The organism is Agromyces arachidis, from assembly GCF_052805135.1.
This window is the reverse complement of record NZ_JBRBDK010000005.1, coordinates 99,465-120,786: the sequence shown is the minus strand read 5'-3', so window position 1 is coordinate 120,786 and position 21,322 is coordinate 99,465. Positions and strand designations below refer to the sequence as shown.

The 21,322-nt window shown below is 72.4% G+C and carries 20 protein-coding genes and 3 tRNA genes; 6 read left to right on the top strand and 17 right to left on the bottom strand.

Going from position 1 to position 21,322, the window contains the following annotated elements:
• Window positions 1-6: 6 nt before the first annotated feature.
• From lysS to tilS, 13 genes are all read right to left on the bottom strand, one after another.
• Window positions 7-1,515 (bottom strand): lysine--tRNA ligase, encoded by a 1,509-nt coding sequence (gene lysS, locus ACUY4T_RS08695; RefSeq protein WP_446018539.1) that lies wholly within the window; start codon window positions 1,513-1,515, stop codon window positions 7-9.
• A gap of 124 nt (window positions 1,516-1,639) precedes the next feature.
• Window positions 1,640-2,548: a pantoate--beta-alanine ligase gene (gene panC, locus ACUY4T_RS08690; protein ID WP_446018538.1), complete on the bottom strand. Its 909-nt coding sequence runs from the start codon at window positions 2,546-2,548 to the stop codon at window positions 1,640-1,642.
• On the bottom strand, window positions 2,545-3,309 hold the full coding sequence (locus ACUY4T_RS08685) for a Rossmann-like and DUF2520 domain-containing protein (RefSeq protein ID WP_446018537.1): 765 nt from the start codon (window positions 3,307-3,309) through the stop codon (window positions 2,545-2,547). Before ACUY4T_RS08685 ends, panC begins: the two co-directional genes overlap by 4 nt.
• Window positions 3,299-4,924, bottom strand: coding sequence for a PH domain-containing protein (locus tag ACUY4T_RS08680; protein WP_446018536.1), 1,626 nt, complete (start codon window positions 4,922-4,924; stop codon window positions 3,299-3,301). Before ACUY4T_RS08680 ends, ACUY4T_RS08685 begins: the two co-directional genes overlap by 11 nt.
• Entirely contained in the window at window positions 4,921-5,493 is a 573-nt protein-coding gene (locus ACUY4T_RS08675) for a PH domain-containing protein (protein WP_446018535.1), read from the bottom strand. The genes ACUY4T_RS08680 and ACUY4T_RS08675 overlap by 4 nt, the downstream gene beginning before the upstream one ends.
• A complete protein-coding gene (locus ACUY4T_RS08670) occupies window positions 5,486-5,965 on the bottom strand; it encodes a DUF3180 domain-containing protein (protein WP_446018534.1) in 480 nt (159 codons plus the stop codon). The genes ACUY4T_RS08675 and ACUY4T_RS08670 overlap by 8 nt, the downstream gene beginning before the upstream one ends.
• Complete coding sequence (gene folK / locus ACUY4T_RS08665) at window positions 5,962-6,447, bottom strand: 2-amino-4-hydroxy-6-hydroxymethyldihydropteridine diphosphokinase (protein ID WP_446018533.1); 486 nt, start codon at window positions 6,445-6,447, stop codon at window positions 5,962-5,964. Before folK ends, ACUY4T_RS08670 begins: the two co-directional genes overlap by 4 nt.
• Window positions 6,444-6,815, bottom strand: coding sequence for a dihydroneopterin aldolase (gene folB / locus ACUY4T_RS08660; protein ID WP_446018532.1), 372 nt, complete (start codon window positions 6,813-6,815; stop codon window positions 6,444-6,446). Before folB ends, folK begins: the two co-directional genes overlap by 4 nt.
• Window positions 6,808-7,599, bottom strand: a complete 792-nt coding sequence (gene folP, locus ACUY4T_RS08655) for a dihydropteroate synthase (protein WP_446018688.1) — start codon at window positions 7,597-7,599, stop codon at window positions 6,808-6,810. Before folP ends, folB begins: the two co-directional genes overlap by 8 nt.
• Before the next feature lie 10 nt (window positions 7,600-7,609).
• Complete coding sequence (gene folE / locus ACUY4T_RS08650; protein WP_446018531.1) at window positions 7,610-8,206, bottom strand: GTP cyclohydrolase I; 597 nt, start codon at window positions 8,204-8,206, stop codon at window positions 7,610-7,612.
• A 24-nt stretch (window positions 8,207-8,230) separates the two neighbouring features.
• On the bottom strand, window positions 8,231-10,249 hold the full coding sequence (gene ftsH, locus ACUY4T_RS08645) for an ATP-dependent zinc metalloprotease FtsH (RefSeq protein ID WP_446018530.1): 2,019 nt from the start codon (window positions 10,247-10,249) through the stop codon (window positions 8,231-8,233).
• 75 nt (window positions 10,250-10,324) lie between these two features.
• Entirely contained in the window at window positions 10,325-10,876 is a 552-nt protein-coding gene (gene hpt, locus ACUY4T_RS08640) for a hypoxanthine phosphoribosyltransferase (RefSeq protein ID WP_446018529.1), read from the bottom strand.
• A gap of 52 nt (window positions 10,877-10,928) precedes the next feature.
• Window positions 10,929-11,927, bottom strand: coding sequence for a tRNA lysidine(34) synthetase TilS (tilS, locus tag ACUY4T_RS08635; protein WP_446018528.1), 999 nt, complete (start codon window positions 11,925-11,927; stop codon window positions 10,929-10,931).
• A 62-nt stretch (window positions 11,928-11,989) separates the two neighbouring features.
• On the opposite strand from tilS, the gene ppa reads away from it, so the two are divergent.
• Window positions 11,990-12,475 carry an inorganic diphosphatase gene (ppa, locus tag ACUY4T_RS08630; RefSeq protein WP_446018527.1) on the top strand — a complete coding sequence of 162 codons (486 nt, stop codon included), beginning with the start codon at window positions 11,990-11,992 and terminating at the stop codon, window positions 12,473-12,475.
• An 86-nt stretch (window positions 12,476-12,561) separates the two neighbouring features.
• On the opposite strand, the gene ACUY4T_RS08625 is transcribed toward ppa, so the two are convergent.
• Entirely contained in the window at window positions 12,562-13,899 is a 1,338-nt protein-coding gene (locus ACUY4T_RS08625) for a M23 family metallopeptidase (RefSeq protein WP_446018526.1), read from the bottom strand.
• A gap of 198 nt (window positions 13,900-14,097) precedes the next feature.
• Between ACUY4T_RS08625 and ACUY4T_RS08620 the strand changes: the two genes are divergently transcribed.
• From ACUY4T_RS08620 to ACUY4T_RS08610, 3 genes are all read left to right on the top strand, one after another.
• Window positions 14,098-14,170: transfer RNA gene (locus ACUY4T_RS08620), tRNA-Glu, on the top strand.
• 38 nt (window positions 14,171-14,208) lie between these two features.
• A tRNA-Asp gene (locus ACUY4T_RS08615) sits at window positions 14,209-14,282 on the top strand.
• A 73-nt stretch (window positions 14,283-14,355) separates the two neighbouring features.
• A tRNA-Phe gene (locus ACUY4T_RS08610) sits at window positions 14,356-14,428 on the top strand.
• A 160-nt stretch (window positions 14,429-14,588) separates the two neighbouring features.
• On the opposite strand, the gene ACUY4T_RS08605 is transcribed toward ACUY4T_RS08610, so the two are convergent.
• From ACUY4T_RS08605 to ACUY4T_RS08595, 3 genes are all read right to left on the bottom strand, one after another.
• Window positions 14,589-15,719 (bottom strand): glycoside hydrolase family 5 protein, encoded by a 1,131-nt coding sequence (locus ACUY4T_RS08605; RefSeq protein WP_446018525.1) that lies wholly within the window; start codon window positions 15,717-15,719, stop codon window positions 14,589-14,591.
• The gene (locus ACUY4T_RS08600) at window positions 15,716-16,774 is read right to left on the bottom strand and encodes a mechanosensitive ion channel family protein (protein ID WP_446018524.1); all 1,059 of its coding nucleotides are present in this window, start codon (window positions 16,772-16,774) and stop codon (window positions 15,716-15,718) included. The genes ACUY4T_RS08605 and ACUY4T_RS08600 overlap by 4 nt, the downstream gene beginning before the upstream one ends.
• 93 nt (window positions 16,775-16,867) lie before the next feature.
• On the bottom strand, window positions 16,868-19,627 hold the full coding sequence (locus tag ACUY4T_RS08595) for an ATP-binding protein (RefSeq protein WP_446018523.1): 2,760 nt from the start codon (window positions 19,625-19,627) through the stop codon (window positions 16,868-16,870).
• A 136-nt stretch (window positions 19,628-19,763) separates the two neighbouring features.
• On the opposite strand from ACUY4T_RS08595, the gene ACUY4T_RS08590 reads away from it, so the two are divergent.
• Window positions 19,764-20,303 carry a DUF1269 domain-containing protein gene (locus tag ACUY4T_RS08590; RefSeq protein WP_446018522.1) on the top strand — a complete coding sequence of 180 codons (540 nt, stop codon included), beginning with the start codon at window positions 19,764-19,766 and terminating at the stop codon, window positions 20,301-20,303.
• Between the two features lie 8 nt (window positions 20,304-20,311).
• Window positions 20,312-21,301 (top strand): alpha/beta hydrolase, encoded by a 990-nt coding sequence (locus tag ACUY4T_RS08585; RefSeq protein WP_446018521.1) that lies wholly within the window; start codon window positions 20,312-20,314, stop codon window positions 21,299-21,301.
• Window positions 21,302-21,322 lie beyond the last annotated feature (21 nt).

Here is a 21,322-nt window from a genome sequence, read left to right as displayed (position 1 = left end):
CGTCGGTCACTTGACCAGGGGGAAGAGGATGGTCTCCCGGATGCCGAGGCCCGTGATGGCCATCAGCAGCCGGTCGATGCCCATGCCCATGCCGCCGGTCGGCGGCATGCCGAACTCGAGCGCGCGCAGGAACTCCTCGTCGAGGCGCATCGCCTCGGGGTCGCCGCCGGCCGCGAGGCGCGCCTGCTCGACGAACCGCTCGCGCTGCACGACCGGGTCGACCAGCTCCGAGTACCCGGTGGCCAGCTCGAAGCCGCGGACGTAGAGGTCCCACTTCTCCACGACGCCCTCGATGGTGCGGTGCTGGCGCACGAGCGGCGAGGTGTCGAGCGGGAAGTCCATCACGAAGGTCGGACGCTCGAGCCCGGGCTTCACGTGGTGCTCCCAGAGCTCCTCGACGAACTTGCCGGGCAGCGGATGGTCGATCTCGATGTCCACCGCGTCGGCCAGCTCCTGCAGCCTCGACATCGGCGTCTCGGGCGTGATCCGCTCCCCGATCGCCTCGGACAGCGAGTCGTACATCGACAGGCGCTCCCAGTCGCCGCCGAGGTCGTACTCGGTGCCGTCCGCCCACGTCACGACGTGCGAACCCGCGACCGCGAGCGCGGCGTCCTGGATCAGCTTCTGGGTGAGGTCGGCGATCGAGTGGTAGTCGCCGTACGCCTCGTAGGCCTCGAGCATCGCGAACTCGGGGCTGTGCGTCGAGTCGGCGCCCTCGTTGCGGAAGTTGCGGTTGATCTCGTACACCCGCTCGATGCCGCCGACGACCGCGCGCTTCAGGTAGAGCTCGGGCGCGATGCGGAGGTACAGCTCGGTGTCGAACGCGTTCGACCGGGTCACGAAGGGCCGGGCCGACGCGCCGCCGTGCATGACCTGCAGCATCGGCGTCTCGACCTCGACGAAGCCGAGGTCGGTGAAGGTGCGGCGGAGGCTGGCGTTCACCGCGGCGCGGTCCATCACGTTGCGACGAGCCTGGTCGCGCGCGATGAGGTCGAGGTAGCGGCTGCGGACCCGCGTCTCCTCGGAGAGCTCGTGGTGGAGGTTCGGCAGCGGGTTGATCGCCTTCGCCGCCATCCGCCACTCGGTCGCCATGATCGACAGCTCGCCGCGACGGCTCGTGATGACCTCGCCGGAGACGAACACGTGGTCGCCGAGGTCGACGAGCTCCTTCCAGGCCGCGAGCGATTCCTCGCCCACCTCGCCGAGCGACACCATGGCCTGGATGCGGCTGCCGTCGCCCGACTGCAGCGCCGCGAAGCACAGCTTGCCCGTGTTGCGGAGGTGCACCACGCGACCGGCGAGGCCGACCACCTCGCCGCTGCGCTCGTCGACGCCGAGCCCGACGAAGCGGTCGCGCACCTCGGGGATGGACGACGTGATCGGCAGGCCGACCGGGTAGGCGCCCGCGCCGAGGTCGTCGGATGCCGCGTTCAGCCGCTCGCGCTTGGCCAGACGCACGGCCTTCTGCTCCGAGATCTCCTCGGGGGTCGGCTCGTGCGTGGTCTCGTCGGCCATGGGGACTCCGGAATCGGTCGGGGGCGTGCGGGAGGGGCCGGCGTCCGTGCGGACGCCACGACCAGCGTAGCCCGCCGTCGCCTGCCGAGCCTCGGAGGACGCCGGACGCCGGACGCCCGCGCCGTCAGCCGAGCGAGATGACGGCGTTGTCGATCAGCCGCGTGGCGCCCACCCGCGCCGCGATCAGCACGACGGCCGCGCCTCGGGCCTCCTCGGCCACGGGCAGGAAGGTCTCGGGATCGACCACGACCAGGTAGTCGAGCTCGATGCCGTCGTGGTCGCCGAAGGCGGCCACGGCCTCGGCGAGCACCTCGTCGAGGCCCTCCGCTCCCACGGCCTCGGCGGCGGCGAGCGACTCGGACAGCAGCAGCGCGGCCCGGCGCTGCTCGGCGTCGAGGTAGCGGTTGCGGCTCGACATGGCCAGCCCGTCGGGCTCGCGCACGGTCGGCACCACCTCGATCTCGAGCGGCACGTCGAGGTCGCGCACCATGCGGCGCACGAGGAACACCTGCTGGGCGTCCTTCTGGCCGAACACCGCCCGGTCGGGCCGGACGATGTTGAACAGCTTGGCGACCACGGTCAGCATGCCGTCGAAGTGGCCGGGACGCGACGCCCCCTCGTACCTCGACCCGATGCTCCCGGCGGTCACGACGGTCTCGACCTCTCCGTCGGGGTACATCTCGTCGGCCGACGGCGCGAAGACCAGCTCGACGCCGAGCGGCGCGAGCGCCTCGACGTCGGCGTCGAGGGTGCGCGGGTAGCGGTCGAGGTCCTCCCCCGCGCCGAATTGGAGGGGGTTCACGAAGATCGAGACCACGACGACGTCGGCGATCTCGCGCGCACGGCGGACGAGCGCGAGGTGCCCGTCGTGCAGGGCGCCCATGGTCGGCACGAGCGCCACGCGACGGCCGGCGCCGCGGTGCGCGGCCACGGCGTCGCGGATGCCCGCGACCGTGCCGACGATCCGCGGAGCGGCGACGGAGGAGACCGCCGGCCCACTCGCCGCGCGGTCGCCGCTGCTCGGCTCGCTCACCTGTCACCTCCGGGTGGCCGCACGTCGTCGGCCCCGTCGATCGTAGTCCCACCGCCGTCGACGACCGGACCGGCGTCGTGGCGGGCGAGCGCGTTCTCGACCGCGCTGCGCACGAGCGACGCGAGCACCGACCCGGCGCGGGCGACGCCGATCCCTTCCAGGATGCCGGCCGACTGGTCGACGATCGCGGTCGAGAACGAGACGGCGGTGTCGACGGCCTCGGCGTAGGCGGCGCGATCGGGTTCGGCGACCACGAACGGCTCGCCGCCCATCTCCACGGCGAGCGCCTGCGCGATCGGCAGCACGGGGCCCGGGGCGGTGACCGCGAACCAGGTGCCCGCGAGCCGTCCGAGGTCGATGCTCGTGCCCGTGAAGGACATCGCCGGATGGATCGCGAGCGGGATGGCGCCCGCCCGGCGCGCGGGCTCGAGCACGTCGACCCCGTACCGGGCGACCGTGTGCACCACCAGCTGGCCGGGGCGCCACGCACCCGCCGCCGCGAGACCCTCGACCAGCGACGGGAGCTCGTCCCCCGGCACCGCGAGCAGCACGAGCTCGCTGCGCTCGATGACCTCGGGGATCGGCAGGACGGGCACGTCCGGGAGCATCGCCGCGGCGCGCTCCCGGCTCGCGTCCGACACGGCGGAGATGCCGGTCAGCGCGTGGCCGGCCCCGGCGAGCGCAGCCGCGAGCACGGCGCCGACGCGTCCGGCTCCGATCGTGCCGACGCCCAGGCGTCCGGATCGGCGGTCATCGGGCATCGGGTGCCTCCCCCCATCGGTCGCTGCGATCGTGCAGCGCGCGCCGGACGGACTCGGCCGCCAGCGCTTCGAACGCGGCCTCGGCCCGGCTCCGGTCGAGCGCGGGCAGGTCGGCCGTCACCGGCCCCGCCACCGTGTGGATGCGCAGGCTCGCGAGGCCGAGCGCGCGACGGATCGGTCCGGCGGCGACCGCCACCGACTGCATGCGCGCGAGCGGCACCAGCACGAGGCTCCGGACGAGCCATCCGCGACGCAGCAGTGCGAGGCCGCCGTCCGCGGCGAGGCCGATGCGGCGCCATGAGAACGGCCTGATCCACGCCGCGCGGCGCGGTGCGACCTCGTAGCCCGCGTCCGGCCCGCGGCCCGTCATCCCCGCGGCGAGGAGGCCCTCGAGCCCGGCCTCCGGGTCGCGGACGAACAGGCCGACCACCCGCTGCACGTCGTCGGCGGTGCCGACCGGCAGGACGAGCGTGCGACGTATGCCCTCCCCGTCGGCGGACACCGACTGCCCGGCGACGTTGACGCGCAGGGTCCACCAGCCGAACGGCCGCCACAGCAGCCACTGGGTCGCCTCGATGGCGTGCACGCGACCCGGCGGGATCGTCTGGTTGGTCGTCGAGAGCAGCCCCGAGCCGATCCGGACGCCGTCCGGGGTGCCGGCGATGGTGTACCGGAGCGACTTCGTGATGCGCGACCACAGGTAGCTCACGAGGCCGATCGCCGCGGGCACGAACGTGATGAGCACCCACGGGGCGCCGCTGACCGTCCCGCTCACGATGATCGCGACGAGGACGACGAACCAGATCATCGAGCCGCCGAGGAGCGCCGACGCGATCACGCGCGGGAGCGGCAGCCGCACGACCGACTCGGGCGGCGCGAGCGACGGATCGAGCTCCGGAGCGAGGAACTCGTCGACGCGCCGGCCGACGAGGTCGCCGGCGCGCGCGGCGGCCCCGTGCGCCGCGGCACCGGGGACGGCCGCGGTCGCCGGGGCATCGGCGCCGATCGGAGCGGCGGCGGCGCGGGCGCCGGAGGCCAGGCGGAGCAGGTCGCCGCGCAGCCGGTCGGCCTGCGGCGACGCCAGGTAGGCCAGGGAGACGTTGCCGGACTGCCCGGCGACCGACACGTCGAGCTTCGCCGCGCCGAACAGGCGCGCGAACAGCGAGCGCGCCACGTTGATCCCCTGGATGCGGTCGAGCCGGGCGCTGCGATGCGACCGGAAGAGGATGCCGCTGCGCACCTCGAGCGCCTCGGGCGTGACGCGGAACGTGTGCATGCGCCAAGCGAGGTGGTAGCCGCCGACGACGAGCAGGACGACCACCACGAGGGCCGCGAGCGCCCACCCGACCAGGCCGCCGGCGACGATGCCGCCGATGGGGTCCTCACCCCAGTCGCCGCGCCAACCGGTCGCCGGCGCGAACGGGTCGTCGGGCGCGGCCGGCGAGACGAGCAGGAGGAACACCTCGACGACCCGCTCGCGGAGGTTCGCGAGGACGAAGCCGATCACGGCGATGAACAGGAGCCCCCCGCGCAGGAACGGGCTCGCCGGGTGCAGCCGATGCCATTCCCCGTCGGCGAGGTCGCGCACGCCGGTCCGCGGGCGGGCGTCGGTCACAGCCCCGCCCGGCGCGTCTCCGCGAGCGCGACGAGCTCGTCGCGCAGCCGTTCGGCCTCCTCGACCGGCAGCCCCGGCAGCGTGACCGCCGTCGCTGCGGCGGCGGTCACGAACTTCAGGTCGGCGAGCCCGAGCGCGCGCGAGACCGGCCCGCGCGTGATGTCGACGAGCTGCATGCGCCCGTACGGCACCGCCACCTGCCGCTGGAACATGATCCCCCGGCGGAAGACGAGGTCGTCGGCGCGGAGCCGGTACCCGATGGACCTCACCCGGCGCGGTTCGAAGGCGATCGCCGTGAGCGCGATCACGCCCACGGCCGCGGCGGCCCAGCCGAGGATCGGGAGGTCGAGCCAGGCGCCCGCCGCGAGGAGGGCGGCCACCGTGATGCCGGCGCCGATGACGGATCCGACGACCTCCACCACGACGTGCTTCGGCGACACCCGCCGCCATTCGACGTCGATCCGGTGCGCCGGCGATGCGGCATCAGCCGACGCGACGTCCGGCGACGAGGCGGGCGCCGGCGCCGGGTGCGGCGACCCCGCCGTCTCGGGGAGATCGGGCTCAGGCATGCGCGGCACCGTCCTCCTCGTCGGGCTCGTCGGGTTCGTCGGGCGGGAGGGTGCAGAAGTACTCGGCCACCAGGCCCGCGGCCAGCAGCACGGCGGCGGCGAACGCCGTCGCCGCAGCCGTCCAGACCGTCGCCGCCGGGGCCGGCACGCTGCGCGTGAGCAGGTAGGCGACGATGCCGAGGCCGGCGCCGAGCACGAGGGCGCCCGTGATGGCGCTCGCCTTGGCGAGCACCGCGGTCCGCGCGGCGCGGAACGGGTCGATGCGACGCCGGGCGCTCCCCCGTACCGCCTGCCGGATCGGCCAGGCGAACGCGAGCACGAGCGCCCCGACGCCGACCAGCGTGATCGCGAGCGAGACGGGCGGGATGACCGCCTGCGCACCGGCGCTCACCAGTGCGAGCTCGCCGAGCCATCCGAGTGCGAGGCCGACGAACCCGAATGCGAGCAGGGTCGACGCGTGCGTCCGCTTCACCGTCGCGTCACCTCGTCGGCGGCGGCGGCGCGGAGGTCGGCGACTCGGCCGCGCCCCGCGATGACGGCGTGAGGTTCGACGTCGAGCCAGGGCTGCAGCACGAACGCGCGTTCCCAGGCGCGCGGATGCGGGAGCTCCAGCCGCTCGTCCGAGATCCGCTGCCCCTCGACGTCGATGAGGTCGAGGTCGAGGGTGCGGTCGCCCCAGCGTTCGTCACGGGTCCGCCCGTGGGCGTCCTCGATGAGGTGCAGCAACTCGAGGAGCTCGTGCGGGTCGAGGTCGGTCTCGACGAGCACCACGCCGTTGAGGTAGCGCGGCGCCTCCGGATCGATGCCGCCCGGCCTGACCGCCGAGGTCTCGTAGACCGGCGAGACGGCGACCAGGCGGATGCCCGGCCGATCGGCGAGCTCGCGCGTCGCCGCGGCGATGGTCGCCTCGCGGTCGCCGAGGTTCGCGCCGAACGCGATGACCGCGCGGCTCATGCGCGGCTCCGCACGACCGTGACCGACACGTCGTCGAACGGCACCTCGATGGGCGCCTGCGGCTTGTGCACCGTCACCGTGGCCTCCTCGACGCCGTCGAAGCCGAGGGCGACCGCGGCGACGCGTTCGGCGACCGTCTCGATGAGATCGACCGGGTCGCGTTCGACCGCGCGCGCCACCGCCACGGCGAGCTCGCCGTAGTGCACCGTGCGCGCCAGGTCGTCGCCGGATGCCGCGGCAGCGAGGTCGACCGCGACCGCGACGTCGACCACGAACTCCTGGCCCTGCTCGCGCTCGAAGTCGAACACGCCGTGGTTCGCGCGCACGCGGATTCCGGTGAGGGCGATCCGGTCGCGGGAGTCAGGCACGTCGTCCACTCTGCCATGCGCGGGCGACGTCGAGCGCGATGCGCGTGGAACGGACGTCGTGGACCCGCACGCCCCACGCCCCCGCCTGCGCGGCGAGCGCGCTGACCACCGCGGTGGGCAGGTCGCGCGCCTCGACGGGCGCGTCGTCGGGCAGCAGCGCCCCGAGGAACCGCTTGCGCGACGCGCCCACGAGCAGCGGCAGCCCGAGCCCGGCGAGCACGTCGAGCCGCCCGAGGAGCTGCCAGTTCTGCTCGCCGCGCTTGGCGAACCCGAGGCCGGGGTCGAGGATGAGGCGCGACGGGTCGACGCCCGCGGCGGCGAGCGCGTCCACCCGCGCGGCCAGCTCGTCGCGCACCTCGGTCGCCACGTCGCCGTACCGGGCGAGCTCGTCCATGCGGTCCGAGTGGCCGCGCCAGTGCATCGCGACGTACCGCGCCCCCGTCTCGGCGGCGATGCGGGCCATGGCCTCGTCCGCCAGCCCCGCCGACACGTCGTTGATGATCTCGGCGCCCGCCTCGACCGCCGCCGCCGCGGTCGCCGCGCGCATCGTGTCCACGCTCACCCGGAGGCCCCGCCCGGCCAGTTCGCGGATGACGGGCACGACCCGCCGCAGCTCCTCGTCGGGCTCGACCCGGGCCGCGCCCGGCCGCGTGGACTCGCCGCCGACGTCGAGGATGTCGGCGCCCTCGGCCGCGAGCTCCAGCGCGTGCGCGACGGCCGCGTCGGCGTCGAACCAGCGCCCGCCGTCGCTGAACGAGTCGGGGGTCACGTTGACGACCCCCATCACCAGGACGTCAGTCACCGTGGACCGCTCCGATGAGGGCGATGATCTCGGCCCGGGCGACGGGGTCGGCCAGTGCGCCGCGACTGGCGATCGTGACCGTGGAGCTGTGCGCCTGCCGAGCGCCCCGCGTGGTCATGCAGCCGTGCTCGGCATCGAGCACCACGAGCACCCCGCGCGGGACGAGACCGGCCTCGAGCGCATCGGCGATCTGCTCGGTCAGGCGCTCCTGCACCTGGGGGCGGCTCGCGATGGTGTCGACGACCGCGGGGATGCGGCCGAGCCCGACGATCTTCTCCCCGGGCAGGTAGGCGACGTGCGCGGTGCCGGTGAAGGGCAGCAGGTGGTGCTCGCACATCGAGCGGAAGCCGATGTCGCGCAGCACCACGGCGTCGGAATCGGCCGGCTCACCGGCATCCGTCGACCCGGTCGGCACCGAGTCGGCCAGGTGCTGCTGCGGGTCGGCGCCGATGCCGCCGAAGAACTCCGCGTACGCCTCGGCCACGCGCTGCGGAGTGCGCTCGAGCCCCGGGCGGGCGGGGTCCTCGCCGATCGCGAGCAGCAGCTCCCGAACGGCGCGTTCGACGCGGGCCGTGTCCATGCCCGTCATGGCACCCTCCTCACGGCGAGGCCGTCAGGCCGTCGCGGGACGCGGCCTCGTGTTCGGCGTGGTCCGCGACGCCCGGGCCTCCTCGACCTCGGAGTCGGAGTCGACGCCGCCGTCGACCGCGCCCTGGTCGATCGGCGCCTTCTGGTGCGGGAACCGGATCGGCGGGCGGTCGGACACCGGCCGCTTCTCGCTCGAGAGCCAGAGCGGGCGCTGCGGCAGCTTGCGCACGTCCCTGAAGATCTCGGCGATCTGCGTGTGGTCGAGCGTCTCGTGCTCGAGGAGTTCCTCGGCGAGCCGGTCGAGGATGTCGCGGTTGTCGTTCAACACCTGCCACGCCTCGTCGTGGGCCTGCTCGATGAGCGCCCGGACCTCGACGTCGACCGTCTCGGCGACCTCCTCGGAGTAGTCGCGCTGGTGGCCCATGTCGCGGCCGAGGAACACCTCGCCCTGCGACTGGCCGAGCTTGACCGCGCCGACGTTCGCGCTCATGCCGTACTCGGTGACCATCTTGCGGGCAGTGGCGGTGGCCTTCTCGATGTCGTTGGAGGCACCGGTGGAGGGGTCGTGGAACACGATCTCCTCGGCGACGCGGCCGCCCATGGCGTACGTGAGCTGGTCGAGCAGCTCGTTGCGGGTCACGGAGTACTTGTCCTCCAGCGGCAGCACCATCGTGTAGCCGAGCGCGCGACCGCGAGGGAGGATCGTGATCTTCGTGACGGGGTCGGTGTAGTTCATCGCCGCCGCCGCGAGCGCGTGACCGCCCTCGTGGTACGCGGTGATGAGCTTCTCCTTGTCCTTCATCACGCGCGACCGACGCTGCGGGCCCGCGATGACCCGGTCGACCGCCTCGTCGAGCGCCCGGTCGTCGATGAGCTGGGCGTTGGAGCGCGCGGTGAGCAGCGCGGCCTCGTTGAGCACGTTCGCGAGGTCGGCGCCCGTGAAGCCGGGCGTCTTGCGCGCCAGCACCTCGAGGTCGACGCCCTTCGCGAGCGGCTTGCCCTTCGAGTGCACCTCGAGGATCTTCTGGCGGCCCTTGAGGTCGGGGGCGTCGACGCCGATCTGGCGGTCGAAGCGGCCGGGACGCAGCAGTGCCGGGTCGAGGATGTCGGGGCGGTTCGTCGCCGCGATCAGGATGACGTTGGTCTTGGGGTCGAAGCCGTCCATCTCGACGAGGAGCTGGTTCAGCGTCTGCTCGCGCTCGTCGTGCCCACCGCCGAGGCCCGCGCCGCGGTGCCGGCCGACGGCGTCGATCTCGTCGACGAAGATGATCGCCGGCGCGTTCTGCTTGGCCTGGTCGAACAGGTCGCGCACCCGGCTCGCGCCGACGCCGACGAACATCTCGACGAAGTCGGAACCGGAGATCGAGTAGAACGGCACGCCCGCCTCGCCCGCGACCGCGCGTGCGAGGAGCGTCTTGCCGGTACCGGGCGGACCGTACAGCAGCACGCCCTTCGGGATGCGCGCGCCGACCGCCTGGAACTTCGCCGGGTCCTTCAGGAAGTCCTTGATCTCGTGGAGCTCCTCGATGGCCTCGTCGGCGCCGGCGACGTCGTCGAACGTGACCTTCGGGCTCTCCTTGGAGACGAGCTTGGCCTTGGACTTGCCGAACTGCATGACGCGGTTCCCGCCGCCCTGCATGCCGGAGAGGATGATCCAGAAGAAGAGGCCGATGAGCACGAGCGGCAGCAGGATGCCCAGCATGGAGAGGAACCAGCTCGGCTGCGGGACCTCGTCGGTGAAGCCGTCCGCCGGGTCCGCCTGGTCGACGGCCGCGATCACGTCGGGGCCTCGCGGGGTGACGTAGTAGAACTGGACCTGGTTGCCGAGATCCTCCTCGGCCTCGGCGAGGGTGAGGTCGACGCGGTTCTCGCCGTCGACGATCTTGACCTCCTGGACCTTGCCGTCGTCGAGGAGCTCGAGTCCCTGCTGGGTCGACACCTCGCGGAAGCCCGACTGGGTGATCAGGCTCGACCCGATCCAGACCGCCACGACGGCCAGCAGGATGTAGATGACCGGCCCGCGGAGGATCTTCTTCATGTTCATGGTGGTGACAGGCTACCGTCTGGTCACTGGAGGCCGTCCGTGTGTTCGCTGTGGGCGCTCGGGCGCCCCGTCGGCCTACGAGTAGACGTGCGGCGCGAGGATCGCGACGTCGCGCAGGTTGCGGTAGCGCTCGGCGAAGTCGAGGCCGTACCCGATGACGAACTGGTTCGGGATGTCGAAGCCCAGGTACTTGACGTCGACCTCGACCTTGGCGGCATCGGGCTTGCGCAGCAGCGCGCAGATCTCGATCGACGCGGCCCCGCGCGAGCGCAGGTTGCCGAGCAGCCAGCTGAGCGTGAGGCCCGAGTCGATGATGTCCTCGACGATGAGCACGTGGCGCCCCGAGAGGTCGGTGTCGAGGTCCTTCAGGATCTTCACGACGCCCGAGGACTGCGTGCCCGCACCGTACGACGACACGGCCATCCAGTCCATGGTGATGTGGCTGCGCAGCTCGCGCGCCAGGTCGGCCATGACCATGACCGCGCCCTTCAGGACCCCGACGAGCAGGAGGTCCTGGCCCTCGTAGTCGGCCTCGATCCGGCGGGCGAGCTCGGCGAGCTTGTCGCGGATCTGCTGCTCGGTGACCAGCACCTCGGTCAGGTCGGCCTCGATCTCGCGCGAATCCATCCCGTGCTCCTCCTGTTGCGTGCGGTCGAAACGGATGCCACGAGCCTAGTCGTCAGCGCGCCGTGAACTCGATCCGCCCGCCGACCCGGGCGGCGCGGCATCCGGGCAGGTCGATCGGGCCCTGCCCGTGCCAGTCGGTGACGAGCCGGGCGACCTCCAGCGTCTGGCGACGGCTCAGCGCGACGCCGAACTCGCTCGCGACGACGTGGCGGATGATGCGCTGGCGCAGCGCGGCGGGGTTCGCGGCGAGCACGCCGGCGCTCACGGCGATGCCCGCCTCGGCCGGCTCGCAGACCTCCTCGATGAACTCGTCGATCTGCTCGGCGAAGGCCTGCTCGTCCTCGCGGAGCTGCTCGGCAGTGCGGGCGAGCGCCTCGGCGACGCCCGGCCCGAGCTCTGCCTCGAGCACGGGCAGCGCCCGTTCCCGCACGCGCACGCGCGCGTAGGCGTGGTCGGCGTTGTGCGGGTCGCTCCAGGCGACGAGGCCCGCATCGGCGCAGGCCTGCCGCGTGGTCGACCGCCGGATGCCGAGCAGCGGGCGGACGTACCGCCCCGCGCGCGGCGCCATGCCGGCCAGGCTCGCCGACCCCGAGCCGCGGGCGAGCCCGAGCAGCACGGTCTCGGCCTGGTCGTCGAGGGTGTGGCCGAGCAGTACGGCGGCGGCGCCCGTCTCGTCGGCCGCCGCGTCGAGTGCGGCGTACCGCGCCGCGCGAGCGGCGCCCTCCGGACCCTCGCCCCCCGGGAGCGCGTCGGCGTCGACCTGCCGGACGAGCACCGGGTCGAGTCCGAGGTCGCGCGCGACGGATGCCGCGGCATCCGCCTGCTCGGCCGAGCCCTGCTGGAGCCCGTGGTCGACCACGACGGCGCCCGCACGCCACCCGGCCCGCGGGGCCTCGAAGGCGACGGCCGCGGCGAGCGCGAGCGAGTCGGCGCCGCCGGACAAGGCGACGAGCGCGAGCGGCCCGTCATCCCGCGGCTCCAGCACCCCTCGCACCGCGCGTCGCACGTCGGCGATCGGCGGCGTCAGTCGTGGACGGCGCTCGGAGGGCATCACGTAACCTTATTCCGGCCATCCGGGCGCGAGCGCGCCATCCGTTGCACGAGGAGAACAGCATGGGCGAGTACGCCGCCGTCATCGAGATCCCCAAGGGGAGCCGCAACAAGTACGAGGTCGACCACGAGACCGGCCGGGTCTTCCTCGACCGCGTGCTCTACACGAACTTCGTCTACCCGACCGACTACGGCTTCTTCGAGAACACGCTCGGCGACGACGGCGACCCGCTGGACGTGCTGGTGCTCACCCAGTACCCGCTCTTCCCGGGCGTGGGCGTGAAGGTGCGCCCGGTGGGCGTCTTCCACATGACCGACGACGGCGGCGGCGACGCCAAGGTCATCGCGGTGCCGGCCGGCGACCCGCGCTGGAACCACATCCAGGACGTCGAGGACGTGCCCGAGTACACCCGCAAGGAGATCGAGCACTTCTTCGAGCACTACAAGGACCTCGAGCCCGGCAAGTGGGTCAAGACCGAGGGCTGGGCGAACGCGGCCGAGGCCGAGTCGCTGATCGCGAAGGCGATCGAGGCGTACCCGGGCCACTGAACCCGAGCGGATGCCGCGGCATCCGCTGCACGACGAGGGGGCGAGCCGTTCGGCTCGCCCCCTCGCGCATGCTCCAGCGCCGGAGGTCAGCCCAGGTAGACGCCGCGCGCGGCCATGAACGGCTGCGGGTCGATGCGACTCCAGCCGTTGTAGACCTCGAAGTGGAGGTGGCAGCCCGTCGAGGCGCCCGTGGTGCCGCTCGATGCGATCACCTGGCCCGACGACACCCACTGGCCGTATCCGACGAAGAGCCCGCCGTAGCGGATGTGCGCGTACCCGGTGTACACGCCGCCGCCGTGGTCGATCTTGATGAAGTTGCCGTAGCTGCCGGAGTAGCCCGAGAAGATGACCCGACCGCTCGCCGCCGCGTAGATCGGCGCCGAGCACCCGGTGGCGATGTCGGTGGCGTAGTGGAACGGGTTCGAGCAGTAGCCGCCGCTGCAGATGACCTGCCGGGGGCCGTAGACGCCGGAGATGTAGCCGTACGCGGGCTTCGACCAGCCGGACGACGACCCGCCGCCTCCGCCGCCGCCTCCTCCGGCACGGGCGGCCGCGGCCGCAGCCGCGGCGGCGGCCGCCGCCTCGCGCTTGCGTCGCTCCTCCTCCGCCTTGCGTCGGCGCTCCTCTTCCTCCTTGCGCTTGCGCTCGCCCTCCTCGTAGGCCGCCGTCGTCTTGGCCTCGGTGTCGCGCAGGAACTTCAGCTGCTGGTCGAGCTCGATCTTCTTCGCCTCGGACTCGGCGAGCGCGGCCTCGGCCGCGGCCTGCGCGGCCTGCGCCGCGGCGAGGGCCTGCTCGGCGGCGATCCGGAGCTTCTCGCGCTCCCCGCGGGCGACCTCGGCCTGGTCGGCGAGCGACTGCGCGGTGTTGCCCGCCTCCCTCGCCTGCGCGTAGATGTCGCCCGTGCGCTCGACGAGCTTCTCCATCGACCCCAGGCGGGCGAGCAGTTCGTCGGTGCGCTCCGCGTCGCCGGCGTCGATGAGCAGGTTCACGCCGAGGTCGGTGCTGCCCGTCCGGTAGAGCTGCGCGGCGACCTGGCCGGCGCTGCGTTCGGCGTCGGCAGCCTCCTGCGCCGCCGCGTCGGCCTGCGCCTGGATCTCGTCGGCGCGCCGGACGGCGTCGTCGTACTCCTGCTGCGCGACGAGCAGTTCCTCGGTGCGCCGCTGGGCCTCGGCGCGAGCCACCTCGACGTTCGCCTCGAGCTGGCCGATCAGCGACACGATCTGGTCGACCGCTGCGGCGGCGGCGCGGGTGTCGGCCTTCGCCTGCTGCAGCTCCTCCCACGTCGGGTAGTCCGCCGCGGTGGCCGCCGAGGGGTTCGCGACGACCCCGCCCGTCGCGGCGATGACGAGCGCGACGACCGCCGCGAGCGCGCGCAGCCGCGACCCGGCGCGGCCGGGTACTCGGCGCTCGGCGACTCGCGACATGTTCCCCCATCTGCGCGGCGCACGAGGCGCCGCGCGCGTGCGTACGTGCGGGCAGTGGCCATGTCACCGTAGGCACGGATCGGCCCGGAACCGGGGATTTCGGCTCCGCGTGGCGGACCTGCGATGGCTCGTTTTGGAATCTGGCCGCCCAATGCGTATGCTTTCTTCTCGGCGGTCATGCCCCAGGCAAGACCATCCGGCCCCATCGTTTAGCGGCCTAGGACACCGCCCTTTCACGGCGGCAGCACGGGTTCGAATCCCGTTGGGGTCACCCAGCGATGGGTTTACAATTGAACAGCTTCTTTACGAGGCCCTGTGGCGCAGTTGGTTAGCGTGCCGCCCTGTCACGGCGGAGGTCGCGGGTTCAAGTCCCGTCAGGGTCGCTCAGGCGACAAGCCCTTTCCCTTTCGAGAGAAGGGGCTTTCTCCTTATCATCGAGATGCTTCGGCATCCCGAGGCTCTGTAGCTCAGTTGGTAGAGCGTTCGACTGAAAATCGAAAGGTCACCGGATCGATGCCGGTCGGAGCCACATCAGAAAACCCCCGGTTCGCCGGGGGTTTTCGCGTTCCTCGGCTCACACCGCGGGCGTACGGCTCGAGCCGCACTGAGTCAGTTCCCGTTCCTCCGCGCGAGGCTCCCGAGGGTTACCTCTCTCTCGCGTCGCGCTGATTCCCAGCCGCCTCACATCGTCACGAGCCATCCGGTGTCCCGCCGACCTGACGCCGGTCGCCGCTATCGGGCTGCACCGGGAAGTACCCCGCCTCCGTGGCGCGCAGGAAGTCCCAGACGTCCAGTTCCGGCGTGTCCACGTGCATCCGCCAGCTCCAGTAGGTCCATGCGACCGCGGGGCGGAACGCCTCGAGATGGGCCTCGGCGATCGCGCGATCGTACGGGCGCCGGGCGTCGTCGTCCATCTCGGCGAGCGCCGCCTGCTTCGTGTCGAGGTTCCACTCACCCACGATGACCGGGAAGCGTCGGGTCGCCGCCTCCAGCGTGTCGCCGAATACGGCGGGGATGTAGTCGAGGTATCCCTCGAGGTCGCGCTGCCCGGCCATCATCACGTACATGTGGGTGTCCACCGCGAAGTCCTCGAACCCCTCGGCGTCGAACCAATCGAACCACTCCGGCATGCGGAACCCGTCATGGAAGACGACGCGCACGCGCGGGGCGGCGGTGCGGATGCGCCGGTATGCGTCGCGGTAGAACGATTGCAGGAACGCCGTCGGCACCGCCTCCGAGCCCGCCGCCCGTTCGGGATCGACGGCCGGGTACCGCGTCGGCACGTCCAGCGCAGCCCAGAGCTGAGGCGAGATCGGCTCGTTCAGCACCTCGATCCCCCAGAGCCCCGGCCGGTCTCCGTATCGGGCCGCGAGCCGCTCGAGCACCGTGAGCGCGAATTCGACGTGTTCGGGGAACTGATGGAACCGGCACACCCCGCAGATCCCGCCGTTGTCGAACCCGTTCTGGCTCTCGGGCACGGTGTGCAGGTCCACGAGCACCTGGATGCCGTACCGCTCGGCCCACTGCAGGGCGCGATCGACGTATTCGATGCAGCCGACGAACGGCGGCACGTCGCCGAAGACGAAGTAGGGCACGGGCAGCCGGACGAGGCCGACGCCACGCGCGGCGAGGTAGGCGAAGTCGCGTCCGGTGATCCATGTGTCCCGGTGCACGGTGAATCGCTCTCGCCGCGCTGTGTCGTCGAGCGCGTGCGTGAGGTGCCACTCGTCCTCGGCATCGGTGCCGGCGAACAGCTCGGGTGCCATCCACTTCTCGAGGACGAGCCAATTGCCGAGGTTCACGCCCGTCAGCTGCGTCATGTCGATCCCTTCTCCGCGGTGGCCTCGATGTCGATGTGCTCCTGCCGCACTCGGGGCAGGGCATCCGGGTGACGCGACGCGAGGAAATCGGTGAGCGCCTCGCGGACCTCGAACCTCAGGAGTTCGACCGTGTCGCTCGCCGCACTGAACTGGGCGAGCAGGACGACGCCGTCGGCGGTCGTGTCGCCGACGCGCAACTCCGCGACCCGTCCGTCCCAGAACGGACTGGCGCCGACGACTCGGCGCAGCTCCTGGCGCGTGGCGATGACCGGGACCTCCCACGCGCCGACGAGTTGCACCTCGCCGATCGCGGTGTCGCCCGAGTGGGACCAGTTCTCGAACGGCGTCGTGATGAAGTACGTGCACGGCAGGATCAGGGTCGTCTCGTTCCACACCTCGACGGCGACGTAGGTCAGGGTGATCTCCTCGATCCGACCCTGCCGACCCTCGATCACGACCACATCGCCGACGCGGATGCCGTCGGTGAAGGCGATCTGGATGCCCGCGAACACGTTGGCGAGGATGGTCTGCGCTGCGAGACCGGCGATGATCGAGAGCACGCCCGCCGACGCCAACAGCGTCACGCCGACCGCGCGGACCGAGGGGAACGTCCAGAGGATCGCGCCCACGGCGAGCGTGCCGACGGCCGCGATCGCGACACGCTCGATCAGCGCGATCTTCGTCCGGACATGACGGGAGCGCTCGTCCCGCAACCCGGTGTCCGGGTACCGGGCGAGTGCGCCCTTGGCCGCGGTGCGGACCAGCACCACGGCGAGCCATGCCACGGCGCAGATCTGGGCGATGAGGAGCACCTGGGCGAGCCCGACGGCCCAGCGACGGTCGATCTCCTGGACGACCGGGCCGACCGCGGCGAGCATCACCACGGCGACCACGGGAGACTGCCACAGGCGCCCCGCCAGGATTCTTAGGTTCCATCGTCGTTCGAGTCGTCGCAGGACCACGACGACGAGGACGCCGAGCGCAGCCGCGATCGCGAGCGCGACGACGACGGCGGCCACGAGCTGGGGCAGCGTCGCGGCGGCCAGGTCGAACATGTGCAGCCCTCGCGTTCCGGGTCCCGGTGGTCGTTGACGGTCGCGACTGTACGTCCGCCCGCGTCGCCGGCGCATCACGCGATCGCGTAGTCCTCAGCGATCGGATGCCGCGAGGCCGCCCTCGTCGTGGTCGCGCTCGGCGAGCGCGAGGTGCAGGCGAGCGCGCGACGCGATGCCGAGCTTCCGGAAGGCCTTCCGGAGGTGGTAGTCGACGGTACTCGCGCTCAGGTGGAGGCGCGTCGCGATCGCGGCGTTGGTCAGCCCCTCGCTCGCCAGGCGAGCGACGGCCATCTCCTGCGTGGACAGCTCACCGGAGTCGGTGCCGGACGGACTTCCCCCGCGCAGCGCGGCGACCTCGGAAGCCGCACGGTGCGAGAACCCCCGAGCGCCCATCGACGTGAAGATGTGCTCTGCCCGCTCCAGGTGAGCACGGGCCTCACCGCGACGCCGATGCCGCCGAAGCCACTCGCCGTACACGAGGTGCGCACGTGCCGATTCGGCGAGGAGACCGGTGCGGGAGAGGTGATCGATCGCGCTCACGTGCAGGCGCTCTGCCTCGTCCTCGGCTCCTGCGACGAGCGCTGCGGAGCGGTCGTGCACGCCCCGCGCCCAGTCCGTGCCGGCGGCGAGGGTCGACACCGCGAGTCGCCGGAGCGACTCGATGGCGACCGACCGATCGCCGCTGCGCGCGGCCGCCTCGACGGCCTCGACGAGACCCCACGTCGAGTAGACGATGGCGATGGGGTACCGGGCGGCGGCGAGCGCGTGCGGAAGGGCGTCGTCGTACCGCATGCCGCCGACCGCGTGGAGGGCGCGCCCCCAGTGCACGAAGGGACGAGCCATCCCCTCTCCGCGTGCCGAGGACTCCTCGAGGGCCGCGGCCAGGGCCGCTTCGCCATCCGCCCCGCCCTCCCACGCGACGATCGCGCCGACGCCGTACGCCGCTCGGGGGACGGCGATCGAGTCCCAGATCTCGACGGCCTCCGCGGCGAGTTGGCGGGCGTGCGTTGCGTCACCGCGCAGCAGGTGGAGGGCGACTCCGGTCGTGGTCGTCGCCGCGACGGCGGTGAGCGCTCCGACGGCGCGGGCCGTCGCGGTGCCCTCGTCGACGTAGGCGCTCCAGCGTCGCTCATCCCAGCCGATGACGGCGAGGCGGCTCGCGATCCAGAGCCAGCGGGCTCGGACGCCGGGGTCGTCGTGCACATCGGAGAACTCCTCCAAGTGCCGACGCAGCAGCGGGAGCGAGTCGACAGGATCAGCGATGGCCATCTCGCGCATCACCTCGAGCAGGCGGTCCGTGCTGCGAAGCTCGTCCGGTGCGGGACGGGGCGCTCGACGCGCGCGTTCGGCGACCTTCCGGATCTCCACCCCATCCTCGCCGGGGGCCGCAAGGACCGCGGCGGACATCGCGTCGAGGTAGGCCTCCCGCGCGGCCATCGGGTCGTGGTCGACGAGAGCGTCGGCGGCTGCCAGGAAGAGCTCGACCGGACGAGCACTCCGCTCGAGCGTGAACAGGAGGCGCCCGCGCACGACGTCCAGTCGTGCTCGGTCGAGCGGTTCTTCGGCGTCAGACCGGGCCTCGTCGAGCAGCCGCATGGCGCGTGGCTGGGCACCGGCGAGTTCGAGCGCCGTCGCACCGGCGATCGCGCACCGCACGCGGGTGGCAGGGGATTCGGCGAGCCCCATGGCGCGCTCGTAGAACGCGGCGGCGGCGAGGAACCCGCCTCGGGCGCCCGCCCGTCCGGCCGACTGCTCGAGGGCGGCGGCGACGGACTCCGACGGGCCGAAGGTGCCGAGCGCCTGGTGCCAGGCACGTCGATCCGGATCGCGCTGGCGGTCGGTCGCGTCGGCGAGGGCCGCGTGCACACGGCGCAGTTTCGAGGTGCTCGCGGCGCCGTACGCGGCTGATCGCACGAGCGGGTGGTCGAACGCGATCCGCTGTCCCACGTGCACCAGGCCCGCGGCTTCGGCGGCGACGAGGTCGTCGATCGAACGACCGAGCCCGGTCGCGGCACGGGCCACCAGCCTCGGGTCGCCCGTCGGGTCGGCCGCGGCGAGCAGGAGCACGTCGGCCGACGCCTCGCTGAGGCGCGCGATCCGGGCTGCGAACGCGCGCTGCAGGCGGCCGGCCATGGGCAGCGAGGATGCGCCGGTCTCGGGAGCGCCCTCGGGTCGCAGGAAGCCCGCCGTCGCCGCCTCTCGCAGCATCAGAGGGTTGCCTCCCGCCTCCTGGAGGATGCGCACGAGCACCTGCTCGTCCATCGGACCACCCACCACCGTGCGCAGGAATGCCCGTGCGTCGGTCTCCTCGAGTCCCTCGACCGGCAGCACCGGGATGCCGTCGACGTCGTCGACCTCGAGTCCGACACGCCTGACGAAGATCATCGCAATGGGGGATCGCTCGAGGCGGCGGGCGACGAAGCCGAGGACCTGCACGCTCGATGCGTCCAGCCAGTGGACGTCGTCGACGACGCACAGCAGTGGGCGGTCGCGGGAGACCTCGACGAGCAGCCCGAGCACCGCCAGCCCGAGGACGAAGGGTCGCGGCACCGGATCGACCGCCTGCCCGAGGGCCACGCGGATCGCCTGCCGCTGCGGGCCGGGAAGGCGATCGACCGCGTCCGGGATCGCACTCAGGATCTGCTGGAGTCCCGCGAACGCCAGTTCACGCTCGGACTCGACCCCGATCGCCGATGGGATGCGGAAGTCGCCGGCTCCGGCGATCGCGTGCTCGACCAGGGAGGTCTTCCCGATGCCGGCATCGCCCACGACGACGAGGGCTCCGCCACGGCCTTCCCGCGCCCGATCGACCAGCGCCGCGATGGTGGACTGCTCACGCCTCCGACCGAGCATGGCCTCACCCCTCGCAGGAGCGCTCGCCTGGTCAGGCCGACGGGGCGGGGGTCTCCCCCTGAAGACTACGCATTCCCGTGATTCGGCGATACCGCTGAAATCCCTACCGTTGACGGCGAGGACACCAGGAGGACTCATGGCGATGGACACCGTGCTGCTGATCGCGGCGACCTACGACCGTCTCGAGGATGCCGAGCTCGACTACGACGCCGTGCGGACGGCGTGGGCCGAGTCCACCGTGGGCGACACCTACGACGCGGCCGTCGTCGCCCGAGACGCCGACGGGAAGGTGCGGGTCGTGCACCGGCACGAGGAACCGGTGCTCCGGGGCAGCGTCATCGGCGGCGGCGTCGGCATCGCGCTCGGCGCTCTCGCCGCGATCTTCCCGGCGATCGGGCTCGGCGCCGGCGTGCTGCTGGGCGCAGCGGCCGGAGCAGGTCTCGGCGCCGCGGCCGGCCATGTCGTCGGTGGGATGAGCCGCGACGATCTCAAGGAGCTCGGCGAGCTCCTGGACGACGGGTCCGCAGCGCTCGTCGCGATCGTCGCGCAGGACACGGAGGCACGCGTGGAAGCGGTGATGGCTCGGGGGCGCAAGCAGCTGAAGACGCGAATCCGGGCGGACGAGAAGGCGCTCGAACGGGCGCTCGACGAGGCCCTGCGCACTGGCGACGGCTGAGCCCGACCATGCCGCATTGGTCACCCGACGTGCTCGGGCCGCCGTACGAGCGGCTCGACCTCGAGCTGGCGCCCGACCCCGAGGGCGAGGTCGTGGCCACCCTCGTCCGCCGCACGCGAGACGAGGTCATCGACGGTCGCGGTCGGTTCGACGTGCTGTACGTGCACGGGTGGTCGGACTACTTCTTCCAGAAGGAACTCGCCGAATACTGGGTGCGCCGCGGCGCGAGATTCCACGCGCTCGACCTGCGCAAGTACGGGCGGAGTCTTCGGCCGCACCAGACACCCGGCTACGTGGACGACCTCGCCGTCTACGACGAGGAGATCGGCGCGGCGATCGACGTGATCCGGGAGCGGGCGGTCGACCCGTTGATCCTGATGGGCCATTCCACAGGCGGACTCACGCTGAGCCTGTGGGCAGCGCGGCATCCGTCCGTCGCCGACGGGCTCGTGCTGAACGCCCCTTGGCTGGAGTTCCAGACGCGGGCATTCGGACGGGCGATCCTGGAACCGGTCGTGCAGGTCGGTGCGGTCGTCCATCCGCACGCCCCGTTCCCGGAGGTCGACCTCGGGTTCTACAGCCGCACCGTCTCGGCCGAACTCGACGGCGAATGGACCTACGACACGACGTGGCGGCCTGAGCGCGGCTTCCGGACGAACCGCGGATGGCTGAATGCGGTGCTGCGTGGCCACGCCGTCGTCGCGAAGGGACTCGGCCTGCGCATCCCGGTGCTGGTGCTGCTCTCAGCACGGAGCATGCTGCAGCCGGCCTGGTCGGAGCAGATGCGGTACGCGGACACCGCGATCGACGTCGCCGGTGTCGCTCGACGCGCCGCGGACCTCGGCATGGACGTCTGCATCCGGCGGATCGACGGGGCGCTGCACGATGTGACGCTGTCCTCGCCGCCCGCTCGGGCGGCGGTGTGGGAGTCGCTGGACCGCTGGTTGCCCGCGGTCCTGCCCGCAGCATCCCCGGCCGGATCCGGCGCGCTGGGCTGAGTAGCGAAGCGAGGAGTGGAC

Bases quoted from the DNA above. Each gene is read 5' to 3' on its own strand.
- ACUY4T_RS08675 (WP_446018535.1), bottom strand. From the start codon at position 5,493: ATGCCTGAGCCCGATCTCCCCGAGACGGCGGGGTCGCCGCACCCGGCG.
- folE (WP_446018531.1), bottom strand. From the start codon at position 8,206: ATGACGGGCATGGACACGGCCCGCGTCGAACGCGCCGTTCGGGAGCTG.
- folP (WP_446018688.1), bottom strand. From the start codon at position 7,599: ATGGGGGTCGTCAACGTGACCCCCGACTCGTTCAGCGACGGCGGGCGC.
- ACUY4T_RS08605 (WP_446018525.1), bottom strand. From the start codon at position 15,719: ATGACGCAGCTGACGGGCGTGAACCTCGGCAATTGGCTCGTCCTCGAG.
- ACUY4T_RS08590 (WP_446018522.1), top strand. From the start codon at position 19,764: ATGGCGATGGACACCGTGCTGCTGATCGCGGCGACCTACGACCGTCTC.
- tilS (WP_446018528.1), bottom strand. From the start codon at position 11,927: ATGCCCTCCGAGCGCCGTCCACGACTGACGCCGCCGATCGCCGACGTG.
- ACUY4T_RS08625 (WP_446018526.1), bottom strand. From the start codon at position 13,899: ATGTCGCGAGTCGCCGAGCGCCGAGTACCCGGCCGCGCCGGGTCGCGG.
- ACUY4T_RS08595 (WP_446018523.1), bottom strand. From the start codon at position 19,627: ATGCTCGGTCGGAGGCGTGAGCAGTCCACCATCGCGGCGCTGGTCGAT.
- ACUY4T_RS08685 (WP_446018537.1), bottom strand. From the start codon at position 3,309: ATGCCCGATGACCGCCGATCCGGACGCCTGGGCGTCGGCACGATCGGA.
- hpt (WP_446018529.1), bottom strand. From the start codon at position 10,876: ATGGATTCGCGCGAGATCGAGGCCGACCTGACCGAGGTGCTGGTCACC.
- ACUY4T_RS08585 (WP_446018521.1), top strand. From the start codon at position 20,312: ATGCCGCATTGGTCACCCGACGTGCTCGGGCCGCCGTACGAGCGGCTC.
- ftsH (WP_446018530.1), bottom strand. From the start codon at position 10,249: ATGAACATGAAGAAGATCCTCCGCGGGCCGGTCATCTACATCCTGCTG.
- lysS (WP_446018539.1), bottom strand. From the start codon at position 1,515: ATGGCCGACGAGACCACGCACGAGCCGACCCCCGAGGAGATCTCGGAG.
- ppa (WP_446018527.1), top strand. From the start codon at position 11,990: ATGGGCGAGTACGCCGCCGTCATCGAGATCCCCAAGGGGAGCCGCAAC.
- ACUY4T_RS08600 (WP_446018524.1), bottom strand. From the start codon at position 16,774: ATGTTCGACCTGGCCGCCGCGACGCTGCCCCAGCTCGTGGCCGCCGTC.
- folK (WP_446018533.1), bottom strand. From the start codon at position 6,447: ATGAGCCGCGCGGTCATCGCGTTCGGCGCGAACCTCGGCGACCGCGAG.